This is a genomic window from Pseudochryseolinea flava (assembly GCF_003286915.1).
In the GTDB taxonomy this organism is placed as follows: domain Bacteria; phylum Bacteroidota; class Bacteroidia; order Cytophagales; family Cyclobacteriaceae; genus Ohtaekwangia; species Ohtaekwangia flava.
Map to the genome: position 1 here is coordinate 156,954 of NZ_QMFY01000011.1, position 14,436 is coordinate 171,389.

A 14,436-nucleotide genomic window follows, 5' to 3' on the forward strand; every position below is an offset into this window, starting at 1 on the left:
TGCATATACACGCCCCGTATTTAGGTTTATGAGAAATTTTATCGTAGCACAAAATGGAAAACCATGTATTCAGCTTTTTCAGGATCACGTTTTCCGAACCAGATACCTTCCACAGCATCGGTAAGTTCATCGCGTTCAACCTTTACAATCTTCCACTTATTTCCGTCCCCAGTGGTAGCATTTACCCACGAAGCAATGTTAATAGAAGGCGTGATTCCAGAAAATGTGATCATGTTTGTTTCTTCGTCGACCGTGTAAGTACCCGATTGCGTTGCGCCATTGTCTTGCGTCACCACTACTTTTCCATCACTTGAAAAACTAATGGCTGCATTATCAATATTAGCAACATCACCATCGCCATAAGGCGCCCAACCTGATGCTACAATGTCAGCGCGGCTATTCCAGTTGTTAAGCATCTCACCTTGAAGGTTAGCCCAATTGTAAGGAACGTTAAGATCAAGTTTCCAAGTCTTTGTCGGTGTTACAGACAAAATTTCTTCTTGATCGCCGTGGTCAAAATTGGGATCTGGTTGATTTGGTGGAACCCAGTTGTCACTGTATTCCTTCGTCACATAGTTGACGATGATGTACTCAGTCTTCGTTTTGTTTTTAAAAGCCAACTGCATTGTACTCTCTGTGAGCGAAACAATTTTCGCAGAATTCATTGTTGTTACATCATTTGGCGCCCATGAATTTGCAAGCGGTGTAGCATTGGTTGTCGTTAACATCAGCGTCTTCGAATTCAAGAAATAAGTACCCGACTCTGTATTCTTTCCGCCGATGCCTTTATGGTCAGTTGTTAACGTTGCGCCGCCGTCCAAACTAAAGGTCATCTGTCCATAGTCTGCTGGATCTGCCACCCACGTATCACCTTTCCAATTTGGTTCATATACAAAACAAATCGCGTCGGCACCACCCGGCTCGCTACACACCTTTGTCCATTTAAGAACATCATCTTCGAACACACTATTCACATTCGATTCACCTGCGAAATAAATTGGGCTAGTGAAGTACTTCGAGATACGTGTTTCATAAGCATCCATGACCCAGGTTTTTTCATGACCAACCCCGCCTGTGAGCAACGTCCACAGTGGATCTGTCACTTTCGAAAGATCATCATCAGTTACGGTGATCGTTACAGGATCAAGTTCCACGAGACCGCCAGATGTAAGCACAGAAAGTTTGATAACATAATCACCTTTAAACGCAAAGTCGATCGTATCTGCCGCGCGTGTAGAGCGACCAGTTCCATAATCCCAAAGAGAAACTGTTCCAGGTGTGTTGTTAATCAGGTATACGGTGTTACCACCAGGTGTACCATCGAAGTCTTGAATCACTTGAAAATTAACTTCAGACTTATCCAGCTTATCTCCCAGTTCGTGATCATCTTGACACGACGTCGCTATCACCACCAATCCAAGGATTGCAAAAAATATCTTATTAAGTTTTTTCATACTTGCTATTTTAAATTGATGACGCATTACCAGCCTGCATTTTGCTTTAAGACATTACTGGAGAGGTTGATCTGATTGGTCGGAATTTGTTGCAACCCTTTTGTCAATTCAATCTTCGACGCCGTAATTGTCTTCGTTGTTGCAATACCGCCATTCTTTACCGTTGTTGTTTCGGCAATGATCGCTGCAGCCGTTGGCACCCCTTGACGGAGGAGATCCCAATAACGAATACCTTCAAGCGCAAACTCAAGCTGACGTTCTTTTAAAATATTTTCCTGAGATACGGCAACTTGTACAAAGTTTGTTTTAAAGGCACGTTGACGCACTTTGTCAAAATAGGCTTGCGCGTTTGCGCTTCCTAGTTCCGCAGCCATCAGCAGTACATCAGCATAACGAATAGAAACGTAATCCTGGAATTGGCCAATCATAAAATTTACAGCACCATTTTCAACAGCAACGCTGTTACCTTCTTCGTCCACCATTGGGGCGTACTTCTTGTTATAGTAGCCGGTGTATTCACGTTGTTTCGCTTCGTGTTCATAGTCGATATCTTCGGCCGAAATGGAAATGATTGAAGCACCGCGACGTGTATCATTGGCGTCATAGGCATTCCAAAGTTTCGGATTGACTGTCGCGCCGCCCCAACCGTTTCCATAAGGAAAACTAAACTGATCGCGCATACCGTACATCACCATCCAATGATTACCGTCAGTGTTTCCATTATAGTCAGAAGTATAAGTATACTTCACCGCGAAAATCGTTTCCTTGTTATCTTCTCCAGCGTATTCTTCGATAGATGCAGCAGGCCAGAGTTTGAAGAAATCGTCGACAAGATCATGACCGCTGTTTGCAATAACATCTTCTACATAGGCCAATGCCTGTGCTTTCGTTATACCAGCAAGCTCTGTCTTGCCATAATATCCCGTATAGTATAGATAAGCTCTGGCAAGAAGCGCCTCCGCGGCCCACTTCGTTACACGACCACGTTGCGAAACAGGTTGAGAAGCATAGGTTGTTGCCGGGAGATTTGCAGCGGCGTAGGTTAGATCTTCCGCAATTACTGCATATACAGCATCAGGATCTGCTTGCGGAATATTGTCTCTCGATGGTGCTGTGAGCAAAGGAATATTTCCCCACAAGCGCACCATGTCGAAATACATATAAGCGCGGAGGAACCGCGTCTCTGCTTCATAGATTGGACGAAGCTCTTCTTTAGTACCCCACTCTATTTGATCCATTTTCCCGATGAGTACGTTGCAACGGTAAAGCGCTGCATAGTAAGCGATCCAATTCGCTTGAAAAATATTCTGATCAGCTGTTGATCTTGATTTATCAAATTCATCGATCATTTGATATCCAAAACCATCTGCATTTCCAGTGCCACCAAAAGTATTATCAGACATTACTTCCGTAGCAATCGGCAGTGCCATTCCGTTAGCCCACACACCTTGCAATCCATCGTATGCACCGACAAGTGCTTTGTAAGCATCTTCGGGTGTCTTGTAAAAATTCACGTCCGATGCAATCACAACAGGTTCTTTGTCCAAGAAGTCAGAACATGCGCTCATCGTCAAAAGCGCGAGTGCGTATAGATATATCGTTAGTTTTTTCATGTTCATCAGAAATTAAAATTTAACATTCAAACCGATGAGGTAGGTACGTGTGCGAGGATAGAAACCTAAGTCTACACCTTGCGACATTGCATCAACCAGAACACCATTCTCTCTGGTGTCGATTCCGTAGCCGACTTCAGGATCCATTCCTTCATACTTGGTGAACGTGAAAGCATTTAAGACTGAAGCATATAAACGTGCTTGTCCTAGTAGTCCTTTCGGTGCAACTCTGGCGAGATCATAGCCCAGTGTGATATTGCTGATGCGCAAAAAGTCGCCGTCGTGGATATAGAGATCAGAGAATGTAGTCCAGTTTCTATTGTCTTCTGTAACACGTGGGATTTTGTTTGAAGATCCCGGGCCATGCCAACGGTCTAAAATCGCACTGGTGTAATTACCCAATGGGTTTGCCATATTGCGATATGATTGCACGATTTGATTTCCGGCGACACCATTCGCTTGGATAGACAAATCGAAACCTTTATAGTTTGCAGAAATTGAGAACCCGTATGTCAAATCAGGATTTGGATTTCCGATAAGCGTTCTATCTTGATCGTTGATTTCTCCGTCATTGTTTCTGTCAACATAACGAACGTCGCCAGGTTGTGCGTCAGGTTGTATCTTCTTGCCTTCGCCCGACAAGTAATTGTTAACCTCTTCCTCTGTTTGAAACAAACCATCAGTCTTCAGTCCCCAGAAATATCCGATCGGTCTTCCATTCTCCATGCGGTAGAATTCCCCAGAATTGTCGAATAACTGATTCGTTTGGCCATGAATGATTCCATCTGCATTGGGGATCACACCCACCTTATTTTGATTGTACGCGCCGTTCACCGACACAGTGTAATTGAGTTCGCCAACGCTACTGGTATACGCCAATGCAACCTCAATACCTTTGTTGGTGACATCGCCACCGTTAATAAATGGTTCATCAGCGCCTGCAGTAGCAAGAATTGGTGCCGCAATAATGAGGTCCTTCGTCTTCTTCATGTACCAATCGAAATTCACGTTAAGCTTTCCGGAAAGAAACTTTGCATCAAATCCGATATTGGTTTGTTCAGAGGTTTCCCAACCAAGCGCGGGGTTAGGCAAACGATTTGGATATCCACCACCGGTAAGCGTGCCCTCTTTATCGCCAAATGAATAGTTGACGTTGCTGAATTGAATTGGTGCAATATACTGGAAGCTTCTTACGCGCTGATTACCGACTTGTCCCCAACTCGCACGAATCTTCAATGAGTTCATCCACGCTGAAGTTGCCGCAAGAAAATCTTCGTTGCTAATTACCCAACCTGCCGACACAGAAGGGAAGTAACCCCAACGCTGGTTCGAAGCAAACTTCGATGAACCATCTGCACGGAAGGTGGCGTTAAACAAATACGTTTCACCCAAGTTATAGTTTAGACGACCAAAGAAAGAGAGTCGATTCTCAAGCACATCGTCGTCTGGTCCACCAGTGAGCGGCGTGATGCGCGTACCATCTCTGTTCATTGCCGTTGAAATCCATGCTTGCTCAAGGTTATTAAAAATCAAACTTGCATTTGTCGCCGACAATCCCAGTGCTCTAATTTGAATCGCTGAACTACCCGCCATAACATCGAAATGGTGCTCTTTAACATCGAAGCCATACGTCAACAAGTTATCCCATTGCAGCGATGTGTACCTTCCCATGGATTGACTTGCTCTTGACACATCATTAAATGTGTAGATCGATAGCTTATATTCGGGTGTAAAGCTGTTGCTTTCATGTGTGTTATATTCTAGACCAAGTGTAGATCTGAATTTTACTGATTTCAAAGGAGAAATTTCTGCAAACAAATTCCCAAGCACTTTCTGACTTAAGTTGTTATTCTGATTCCCATATACCATCGTCGCATAAGGATTGGCTTCACCGTTGTTCCACTCCGAATTACTATTGTCGAAGTAGTTTCCTTCTGCATCGTACATGGGAACGAAAGGGCTTGTGTTGAAAGCGCCACGGAGTGAGTTGTTATATTGATTGCCAACCCCAACACCTTTGTTCTTAACATAAGAAAGAGTGAGATTCTGCCCCACTTTGACAATGTCTTTGTAAAGTTTGTGCTCCGAATTAATTCTAAAGTTATAACGCTCGTAGTTAGAAAGACTTCTTCCACCGACAACACCCTCTTGTAACGTATAGCCGATAGACGTTGAGTACCAAGAATTCTCCGAGTTGCCAGATGCACTTAACGAATAATTTTGTGTGCTCGCATTATCGACAAACATTTCATCCATCCAATCGGTGCCTTTTCCTAATGCGGCGATTTCATCATTGGTGAAATATGGCAGTTTATTAGAATTAACCGCAGCTTCGTTCATGATGGTTGCATACTCTTGAGCATCGAGCATGTCTACTTTGCGGGCAACGTTTTGCACGCCGATAAATGAATCGAAGGTGATGTGAGACTTTCCTTTACTAGCACCTTTTGTAGTCACGAGAATAACACCGTTCGCCGATTGTGATCCGTAGATCGCGGCAGACGCTGCATCTTTCAAAACAGTAATTGACTCAATGTCGTTAGGATTGAGATAATTAATATCGCCAGTCAATACACCGTCAACAACGTAGAGTGGTCCTGATCCATTGTTGGTACCCATACCGCGAATTACCACGCGCATTCCAGATCCTGGTTGTCCCGACAAAGACGAAATCTGTACACCTGGAGTTTGTCCTTGTAATGCTTGCAATGCGTTTGTTGTACTGAGCTTCGAAATATCTTCGCCCTTTACTTGAAGATTAGCGCCTGTATTTAGCACTTTCTTTTGCGTACCGTATCCAACGACGACGACTTCACCGAGTGTTGTCAGATCTTCTTCGAGAGACACGTCGATAGTGGTTTGTTGTCCAACCGTAATTTCACGCGTTTGGTATCCGATAAAAGAGATTACCAAAACATCATCCGGTTGAGCTTGAACGGAAAATTTTCCTTCAACATCTGTCGAAGTACCGCTAGCGGTGCCTTTGATCAGGACGTTGACGCCAGGCATGGAAGCACCGGTTACATCTCTGATCGTTCCAGTGATCACCTGTTGTGCTTGTAGTGTGGTACCTACAAGCAATAGGAGAACAACAGAAACAATTAAGTTTCTGGAGATTTGTCTCATCATACAAAAATTTGGTTTAGTTTGTTATTATGGGTTTATCGTGAGCATGTATCATGCTTTAGTTCATTTTGATTTCAACGGCTTTACCTTCATACCCGACAACCTGTTGAGGTTGAGCATTTGCGCCTAACCCCACAGGATGATCGGTCTTAACCCAAACTATATTGAATGTTCTTTTTTGGAGCATACCATCAAATGAACCTTTTCTTTCGCCAATCGTGAGCGTCTTTGTTACCTCATTGTATTTGATAGGCACCACTGCATAGCTCCCCTTCTCATAATTGTAATTTGTGCCTTCATCTTCGTAGAGATCAAAACTTCCATCCGCACCAGCATAAACAAACAATGTGATTTTGTCAGCAAGTTTTTCGGAAGTGTATTGCAACTCAGGACCAACAGGTAGGATCGCACCATTCTTTACAAAAACAGGAATTCTTTCAAGTGGCGCTTCGGCAGTAATAGTTTGTCCTCCTTCGAAATATTTTCCAGAATACAAGTCATACCATCCCGTTTGTGCAGGTAGATACACTTTCCTATTTCTGCTCTCGTGTGTGTAAACAGGATTGATAAGAAGTGATGAACCACACATAAATTGATCATCAATATTTCGAACTGTTGCGTCATGATTAAAATCCATGACTAGGCCGCGCATGATGGTATAATCATCGAAGTAAGACTTGCCCGCCAGTGAATAGTAGTATGGCATGAGTAAGTAACGAAGCTTCGTGTAGTACACCATACTATTGTAAGCGGCGTGTCCTTCTGGTGAGATGTTGTAAATTTCACGTAGCGGAAATTGTCCATGCGAACGAAAGATTGGAGCAAAAGAACCGAATTGAAACCAACGCGTATTCAATTCACGCCATTCGTCCAATGTAGCGCCTGTCGCATTTTCGTATCGACGTTCAACAGAAAATCCGCCGATGTCCATGGTCCAATAAGGTATACCGGACAGTGAAAAATTTACACCGGTTGAAATTTGATCTTTAAGATCGCTCCACCGCGATACAATATCGCCACTCCAAGTTACTGCACCATAACGCTGCTGTCCTGCATATGCTGAGCGTGTCAAGATAAACACGCGCTTGTCTGGACTTGAACGACGTTGTCCCTCATAAACACTTTTAGAGTTCATCAATGAATACGCATTGAAGTAGCGCGTGCCTGTTCCAATGGCCGTTGGACTCATGTTCAATTTTCTTTCTTCAATAGAAATATTTGAGTGCATATCAGGTTCAGTAGCATCCAACCACCAACCATCTATACCTTTGCTATTCAGTTTTGCATCAATTTGTTTCCAGAACAATTTTCCAGCTTCGTCATTAAATGGATCGTAAAAAGTAGATTCGAATCCTTCACCCACCCAATCTTTTCTTTTCTTCTCGATGTTACGCATGAACAGGAATCCGTTCTTGCGCATCTCTTCATAGTGTTCCGTTCCTTTGTTGAATTTTGGCCAAACGGAAATCATAAGTTGCGTATGCAGATTATCGTGCAGTTCCTTCATCATGCCGTCAGGGTTCGGAAAGCGTGCCGGATCAAAATCGTGTGTTCCCCATTTTGGATCTTCCCAATAACGCCAATCGAGTACGATGTTGTCGAGCGGAATTTTTCGCTTGCGATATTCTTTTACAGTGCTGATGATTTCATCTTGCGAACGATAACGCTCGCGACTTTGCCAAAAACCCATCGCCCACTTCGGTACAATCGGCGCTTTACCCGTGAGCACTCTGTACCCATGAATTACATCATCTGCATTGTCACCTTTTACAAAATAATAATTGATTGCATCGCCCACCTCGGAGTAAAGCGACAATCTAGATTGTTCTTCTGTGGTAACAGGATCAAGGTGTCTAACACCGAGATAGGCGCCGCCATCGGGAGTCCATTCTATCTTGATCTTGTGTTGTTGATCTTTCTTAACATTGACGGTGAACTTATTTGTCCATGGATTCCAACCTTGTCTCCATTTATCAAGAATCAATTCATCGTCGATCCAGACTTTAGAGTATCCTGATGCATACACTAAGAACTTGTGATCACCTTCTTTATCGGAAGTGAATTTCCCTTCCCACACTACTTTTCCACCGCGTGCAACATCTGTTGGAAAGCTATCGACTTGTGGTGTTTCCAAAAATTCATATTCGATCTTATCCTCGGTAGCACTCGATTTGATCGCGTTACCGACGTAGTAATCTGCCGTCAAACCACCAGCCTTACCGTTGCGGTCAAAAAGTTGAAGTGAATTTAAAGACTGGTAATCGCGAGGATCGCCGAATTTGGTAATCGAATAGTTATCCCAAAGGATACCGTAGTTTTTGCTTGAATACAGAAAAGGAACAACGTCAACGATATTCTGTTGCGCGAGTTCAACGTCTTCTCCTTTGTAATTCATCTGTCCATTTTGATGTCCTCCAAGTCCATAGAATGCTTCATCATCGGGAGATTCAAACTGCTGGCGAATGTGATAAGTATTTTCGTTCTCGATTTTTGCGGCAGTGAACGCTTTTCCGCCCCCGTTCATTTCTGATAACAACACGTTACCAGTTTTGTCCAAGAAAGTAACGACGCCATTGGATAAAGAAACTTGCGCTTGAAGTTCTGCGGTTGCGACCGTCACGAAATCTGGGCTTTCTTTTACGCTCCATGCCGTCTTCGTCGTCGATTCCGGCAAAACGATCAAACTTTTTTGTTGTTTGACGGAATCAACTGGAGAGGCTAGCACCTGAATGATCTTATCAGAGATCACTTTTAGCTGGACAACTTTAGCATCGCCCGTGCTGAGATGCACAATAACACCGTCGTCAGTTTTATTGAATTTCGGTCCAGGAGTACACGCCTTTAAAAGCAGTACACATAAAATAATCTTTGCCAGTAGCCTTCTTTTCATCGACTTAATTTTTTTAACACTCGTTTGTGGGTTTCGATTATTCGCGCAAACGGTTGCATAAAAGTAGGGATCTATCGCGACTTTCGAGGGTATGGTTTTGTCTGTAAAAGGGGGCGAAATGGTTGTAATCACGGTATAATTTGTCTCGGATAAGGGTATTTTTTTGATTTTGATTGGGTTTGTGCGATTGCAAACATGCGATTGAGTATTGACTTCAATCCACAGGCGGCATCAGGCACTTGCTTTTAGGTGGTTAGCGAAAAAGATCAAACATGGCGGTTATTGCACGAAAAGTAGACGCATTATTGGAGCGATATCGGAACGACCATCCCGGGAAACCACTCTATATTATCATGTCGACAGATGATGCCGATCATTTGCTGGCCGAAGCGAAAGAACTCGCCGGCCTCTCTGATGGACACATTACCACGAGCTATAAAGACATTAAAGTAGTGAGTAGCCTCAATGTGAAGGATGGCGAATTTTACTTCACAAATGATTTGCCCGAAACCGGGAGCTAAGTGATTACGCGCATTTAAACGCGGTCGAAGGAAAAAATCTTTGCATCGGGGTTTCGTTTTCCTAACAACAGGTCGCGAATGATGTCTGCAGCGATCACGCTGAAGGTAATTCCATTGCCGCCGAATCCCAACGCATAGTATGTTCTAGGGGTACCGTTGTAACTTCCGATAAATGGTAAACCATCGATGGTAGATCCGAATGTGCCTGCCCAACTAAATTCATCTTTAAACGCAACGCCAGGGAAAATTTTATTAAAATCCTTAATCAGTTGCTTCGCTTTCCGACGCACAAGCTTATCGCGCTTTGTTGGATTATAGAATTTCTCGTCACGACCACCAATGAGGACTCTGTTGTCTTTGGTAGAGCGCATGTAAAAATATGGATTGCGTGTATTCCAATATACGGCATCGTGTCTCCACGGTTGGACCGGCTTTGCTTGCGATTCGCTAATGGTAGCGAATGTCGCGAGCAGTTTCACAATTTTCTTCCTAATGAAATTTGTTACCTCGTAGCCCGTTGCATTGATAAGATATCGAGCTCGTATCGAATGTTTTTCTGACGTCTTCAGAACAACTTGATTTTTTTCATGTGATATGCCTGCGACGAATGTTCGATCAAAAACTTGAAGACCTTTTTTGATTCCGTATTGATGCAGATAATTCGTTAAACAATAAGCATCGGTATGCGCAGCAACGTCTGACAGAATCGCGGCGGGCGCTTTAAAGTAGAATAGCTTCTCAACGTCTTTAGTTTCCAGAAAAGAAACTGGGAATCCAAAACGTTTTCTCGCGGCGTATTCTTCTTTTAAAAACGGAATGTCTTTAGCGTTGTTGGCGAAGTAGAGACTTTCACGAAAGTCAAAGTCAGGGAAAGCAACTTCATTTGACAATTGCTCTAATTTATAAATTGATTCAAGACAAAGTTGATAAGCACGAACAGCGTGGCGTGCACCGACTTTATCGATCAATTGAAATAAAGGAACATCGATTTCATATTGCAAGATTGACGTGCTTGCACATGTACTTCCCAGACCAATCGTCCTTCCATCAACCACAACACAATCGAAACCAGCCTTAACAAGTTCGTGTGCAGTAATGGCACCTGAAATCCCGCCGCCGATTATAGCAACATCGGTTTTGATCGATGATTCTAGTTTAGGATATTCAAATGGAAGACCATGCTTGATAAGCGAGAAGGGTAAACCAGATTTGAGATCCATTTGAATAAATAAAAACAGAGATCGCGGTCGATGAAAGACGCGCGATCTCTATGAATTACTTTACCTTTTAAAGATTGAAGCTCCAAAAGCAATTGCCAGTACAAAAAGTACGACAAAGACGAAGAACAGGATTTTAGCAATGGAAGCAGCACCCTCTGCTATCCCGCCAAATCCAAATATCGCCGCGACAATCGCGATGATGAAGAAAATAGCTGCCCAGCGTAACATAGTAGTTAATGTTTAAGATCAACAATGAAAGCAGCAGTTTGCTGCTGCCTCTACTACTTCGATTTTAATACCCAGTGAATTTTCAAAAAAACGAAGGAAAACGGACGGGTGAATGAGGAATTATTTGGACAAAGTCAGGTGCAACAACGTCGGGACATTAAGAATAGACGATCTATGCGCCCTACGTGCGGCGACATTGAAATGCAATTGAGAGGCCGATTATCCGACGATTCGCTGAAATAAATTCTGATCTACGGCGATCGTTCTCTCGTTGATACGATTGAAAATACCATCTGAATCAAAGAGTGCTTTGGTCAGTTGCTTACGAAGATCTATCTGCATTTTCGTAAGGGCTTCTTGTTGCGCAGCATCATGCTGAATCGCCGATGTTTTTTTTCGGAAAGAAAGTTCTTTCAACTCAGTCATCATCTGCATCACGGTGAAGTTAGCTTTTAACCCAGCTTGCTTAAAGAGATAATCGTCATCCATCATGTCGATGGTGAAGTCTTTTTTCAATTTAGCGATGGCTTCTTTGAGTTGATTTCTAAATGTTACCTTCTGTCCCGGCTTTAGTTTTTCGAATGTTGCAATCGAAAACTTGTTATTGACATCCGAAAGATCGATGTCCTTCACATTGCTATCCATAGTCTAAAAAAATATGCTTCGCGAATAGAAGCGCTTAATATTGGTGCCAAAATAGTGTTTCTTGGCCATTCACCATACAAAATGTACAGTTCTTACTACACTTCTAAGTAAAGAAACGTTCCCGAGCACTAATTCGGACAGGATTTTATGACAAAAGGTAAAAAAAATACCGGTGATAGGCCCCCCTACCACCGGCAAAACCAAGCAATCTATGACTTTAACCCAAGTTGTCAGTAGATCGCTGCATAGTGAAACCACTATACATACCCTGATGAGTATTTTGTTGATCTGCTACGAAGATGAATGCACCGACGTATTGCGATTCATTCATTTGCAGTTATTCGGATTTTGATAACGTGTACCAGAATTTTGTCGAGTAACGAATCTCTTCGCTATCCCAATCTTGATCACCCGTCGGATCAATTGTACCTGGGTGAAACGGTATGACAAGCGTTTGCTTTCCATCAAGCCATTCCAACGGTAACGATACTGCCGATGTAGCTTGTCCCTTGTTAAACGTAATCGTGTTGGTTGCAAAGTTTAACTCCCACGTCCCATTTGTTGCTGGTAGTTTTTTGAACTTGTATCCAAAGTCAACTGAACTTTTGCTGTAGATGTACGTGGCTGTTTTCCCATCATCACCTGCATGATGAACAAACGTTCCATAAACGTTTCCTTCCGGTGTTGCGCCGGTGAGTTCAAACTGAAACGTGTCGTCGTCAGCCGCGGATGCCGTTGGAAGTTTATCTTTCATGTTCTTCGTGCCGGTCCATCCCCATGTTTCGGTGGGCGCGACATGATAATAGTATTGATGATTAACCACACGCCAAGTACCACCGAGATCGAAAGAGAACTCTCTTATTTCTACATCCCATTCGCGCGTCTCGCCCGATTCGGCAGTAACGGTATATTTCACATGATTACCACCCGAGGTAAAATTCACTACATCTCCCGACGCCGGGGTGACTTTCGCTTTATACGAAACCTGGATATCCGGCTTCACTGCCGTGAGATCAGAACCCGCAAATACAAAAACCACAACTTTCGATTCGGTCGCAGTCTTGGTAAATAGCGGCACACCAATTTGACCGGGAACTGAGTACGATAGAATTGATCGCTCATGCGTGTCTAAATCTTTCAGGTAATAATCTTCGTCGCCGGCGCAGGCCATCATGAGTAAACTCACAACGGCACTGAAATAAATGCTACAATATTTTTTCATACATGCTGTCATTTAGGATTAATCAATGAGCGGATTGTTGTCAAGTTCCGCTTGTGGAATCGGATAGAAGTATGCGTTAGCAGGATTCACTTCCTTACCATACTCACCTTCAAGTACCGACTCCACTGTTTTAGTTCTTCGAAGATCAAACAGTCTATTACCTTCGAAAGCAAGTTCGAAGCTACGTTCCTTCACGACAGCCGCGCGAAAATCGGCATCGCTTAGTCCTTCTTCAAGATCGTCCAACCCTGCACGCGTTCTAATCATATTCACCCAACCATATGCTTCTGGTTTTGCCCCCAATGCTTCTGCATACACAAGCATGATGTCGGAATAGCGGATTACAGAAACGTAGTGTGATGTTTGATCTCCTGCTTGATTCTTATCAATATATTTTCTCGTGAAAGGATATTGTAAACCACCGCCAGGAAAAGTATAATCTGTGGTGCCAATTTTCACGTGACTAACAATAAGGTCATTCTTGCGATTGTCAGCTGGGTCGAATGAATTAAAGAAAGGAGTTTCCGTTTGTAAATGATTCCAACCATCGGGAATCTCAACTGTAAAATCTGGACCGAGTTTAATCTTCGTTCCGTTTACATAGGGAACTTGCAGCATGGAGAACTTCGAGAAATCTCCTTCTGAAATACCGCCGACACGATTAAATGCGACGCTAAAAATGAACTCGTTTCCAACTTGATTGTCTACATCCCAGAGCGCTTTGATGTCATCGGTCCAGAAACGAAAACCAGCATCGTTTGTAAGAACCTTTTCTGCATAGAGCGCTGCCTTTGCGTAATAATCTGTTGATCCTACAAAGTCATATTGTGCAACGCCACTTGCACTAGCTGACGCGAGCTGTAGATAAACTTTTGCTAGTAGTGCTTGGGCAGCAACTTTATTGGCGCGTCCGTTTTGAATATTCGCGGCCATCTTCTCTTCTGCAGCCAACAAATCTTCCTCAATGAAAGCGTAGATATCGGCGAGCGATGCACGTGCCGCTGGAATAGCATCGGCACTTACAACAGCTTCTTTGCGTAGTGGAACCGAGCCAAACAATCTCACCAAATTGAAATTGTGAAGTGCACGAAGGAACATTGCTTCGCCTAGAATTTGATTCTTCTTCGTTTCGTCCATCGCAATATTCGGAACATGTTTGATCAACATATTCGTTCTGTTAATACCCATATATGCGTTGAAGAATACACCTTCCAAATTTTCATTTGTCGTCAACACATTCCACTTGTCCAATTCATGATCGGCAGGTTGCGCATCGGGCTTCAATGAAAATTCCTCCGTTCCAAGCGATGCCAGGTAATACAAGTATCGACCGTAGTATTCATTTGTTGGCAGTGCATCATAACAATTCGCGAGTGCAGACATTGCATCCGATTCAGACTTATAAAAGTTTGATGTGCTCAAGAAACCGTAAGGTTCTTCATCGAGAGAACAGGCATTGAGAACAATCATCAATCCCGTCAGCATAAATATTTTATTGATCAATTTCATAAATCAAA

At 43.2% G+C, this 14,436-nt stretch carries 10 protein-coding genes; 1 reads left to right on the forward strand and 9 read right to left on the reverse strand.

Going from position 1 to position 14,436, the window contains the following annotated elements:
- Positions 1-38 precede the first annotated feature (38 nt).
- The 4 genes from DQQ10_RS19715 to DQQ10_RS19730 are packed head-to-tail and all read right to left on the reverse strand — an operon-like array spanning position 39 to position 9,083.
- Positions 39-1,454 carry a hypothetical protein gene (locus tag DQQ10_RS19715; protein ID WP_112748638.1) on the reverse strand — a complete coding sequence of 472 codons (1,416 nt, stop codon included), beginning with the start codon at positions 1,452-1,454 and terminating at the stop codon, positions 39-41.
- A gap of 26 nt (positions 1,455-1,480) precedes the next feature.
- Positions 1,481-3,067, reverse strand: a complete 1,587-nt coding sequence (locus DQQ10_RS19720; RefSeq protein ID WP_112748669.1) for a RagB/SusD family nutrient uptake outer membrane protein — start codon at positions 3,065-3,067, stop codon at positions 1,481-1,483.
- Between the two features lie 12 nt (positions 3,068-3,079).
- Positions 3,080-6,196: a SusC/RagA family TonB-linked outer membrane protein gene (locus DQQ10_RS19725; protein ID WP_245970477.1), complete on the reverse strand. Its 3,117-nt coding sequence runs from the start codon at positions 6,194-6,196 to the stop codon at positions 3,080-3,082.
- A gap of 55 nt (positions 6,197-6,251) precedes the next feature.
- Complete coding sequence (locus tag DQQ10_RS19730) at positions 6,252-9,083, reverse strand: TIM-barrel domain-containing protein (protein ID WP_112748670.1); 2,832 nt, start codon at positions 9,081-9,083, stop codon at positions 6,252-6,254.
- Between the two features lie 272 nt (positions 9,084-9,355).
- On the opposite strand from DQQ10_RS19730, the gene DQQ10_RS19735 reads away from it, so the two are divergent.
- On the forward strand, positions 9,356-9,604 hold the full coding sequence (locus tag DQQ10_RS19735; protein WP_112748640.1) for a hypothetical protein: 249 nt from the start codon (positions 9,356-9,358) through the stop codon (positions 9,602-9,604).
- Between the two features lie 14 nt (positions 9,605-9,618).
- Here the strand turns inward: DQQ10_RS19735 and DQQ10_RS19740 are convergent, their stop codons facing one another.
- From DQQ10_RS19740 to DQQ10_RS19760, 5 genes are all read right to left on the reverse strand, one after another.
- Positions 9,619-10,824: an NAD(P)/FAD-dependent oxidoreductase gene (locus DQQ10_RS19740; protein WP_112748641.1), complete on the reverse strand. Its 1,206-nt coding sequence runs from the start codon at positions 10,822-10,824 to the stop codon at positions 9,619-9,621.
- A gap of 60 nt (positions 10,825-10,884) precedes the next feature.
- Complete coding sequence (locus tag DQQ10_RS19745; RefSeq protein WP_112748642.1) at positions 10,885-11,052, reverse strand: DUF1328 domain-containing protein; 168 nt, start codon at positions 11,050-11,052, stop codon at positions 10,885-10,887.
- A gap of 219 nt (positions 11,053-11,271) precedes the next feature.
- On the reverse strand, positions 11,272-11,697 hold the full coding sequence (locus tag DQQ10_RS19750) for a hypothetical protein (protein ID WP_112748643.1): 426 nt from the start codon (positions 11,695-11,697) through the stop codon (positions 11,272-11,274).
- A 337-nt stretch (positions 11,698-12,034) separates the two neighbouring features.
- Positions 12,035-12,919, reverse strand: a complete 885-nt coding sequence (locus tag DQQ10_RS19755) for a DUF5018 domain-containing protein (protein WP_112748644.1) — start codon at positions 12,917-12,919, stop codon at positions 12,035-12,037.
- Positions 12,920-12,937: 18 nt separating this feature from the next.
- Positions 12,938-14,428, reverse strand: a complete 1,491-nt coding sequence (locus tag DQQ10_RS19760; RefSeq protein WP_112748645.1) for a RagB/SusD family nutrient uptake outer membrane protein — start codon at positions 14,426-14,428, stop codon at positions 12,938-12,940.
- Positions 14,429-14,436: the final 8 nt, after the last annotated feature.

Excerpts from the sequence above, each read along its gene's own strand:
- DQQ10_RS19735 (WP_112748640.1), top strand. The coding sequence starts at position 9,356 with ATGGCGGTTATTGCACGAAAAGTAGACGCATTATTGGAGCGATATCGG.
- DQQ10_RS19725 (WP_245970477.1), bottom strand. The coding sequence starts at position 6,196 with ATGATGAGACAAATCTCCAGAAACTTAATTGTTTCTGTTGTTCTCCTA.
- DQQ10_RS19750 (WP_112748643.1), bottom strand. The coding sequence starts at position 11,697 with ATGGATAGCAATGTGAAGGACATCGATCTTTCGGATGTCAATAACAAG.
- DQQ10_RS19715 (WP_112748638.1), bottom strand. The coding sequence starts at position 1,454 with ATGAAAAAACTTAATAAGATATTTTTTGCAATCCTTGGATTGGTGGTG.
- DQQ10_RS19740 (WP_112748641.1), bottom strand. The coding sequence starts at position 10,824 with ATGGATCTCAAATCTGGTTTACCCTTCTCGCTTATCAAGCATGGTCTT.
- DQQ10_RS19745 (WP_112748642.1), bottom strand. The coding sequence starts at position 11,052 with ATGTTACGCTGGGCAGCTATTTTCTTCATCATCGCGATTGTCGCGGCG.
- DQQ10_RS19755 (WP_112748644.1), bottom strand. The coding sequence starts at position 12,919 with ATGAAAAAATATTGTAGCATTTATTTCAGTGCCGTTGTGAGTTTACTC.
- DQQ10_RS19720 (WP_112748669.1), bottom strand. The coding sequence starts at position 3,067 with ATGAAAAAACTAACGATATATCTATACGCACTCGCGCTTTTGACGATG.
- DQQ10_RS19760 (WP_112748645.1), bottom strand. The coding sequence starts at position 14,428 with ATGAAATTGATCAATAAAATATTTATGCTGACGGGATTGATGATTGTT.
- DQQ10_RS19730 (WP_112748670.1), bottom strand. The coding sequence starts at position 9,083 with ATGAAAAGAAGGCTACTGGCAAAGATTATTTTATGTGTACTGCTTTTA.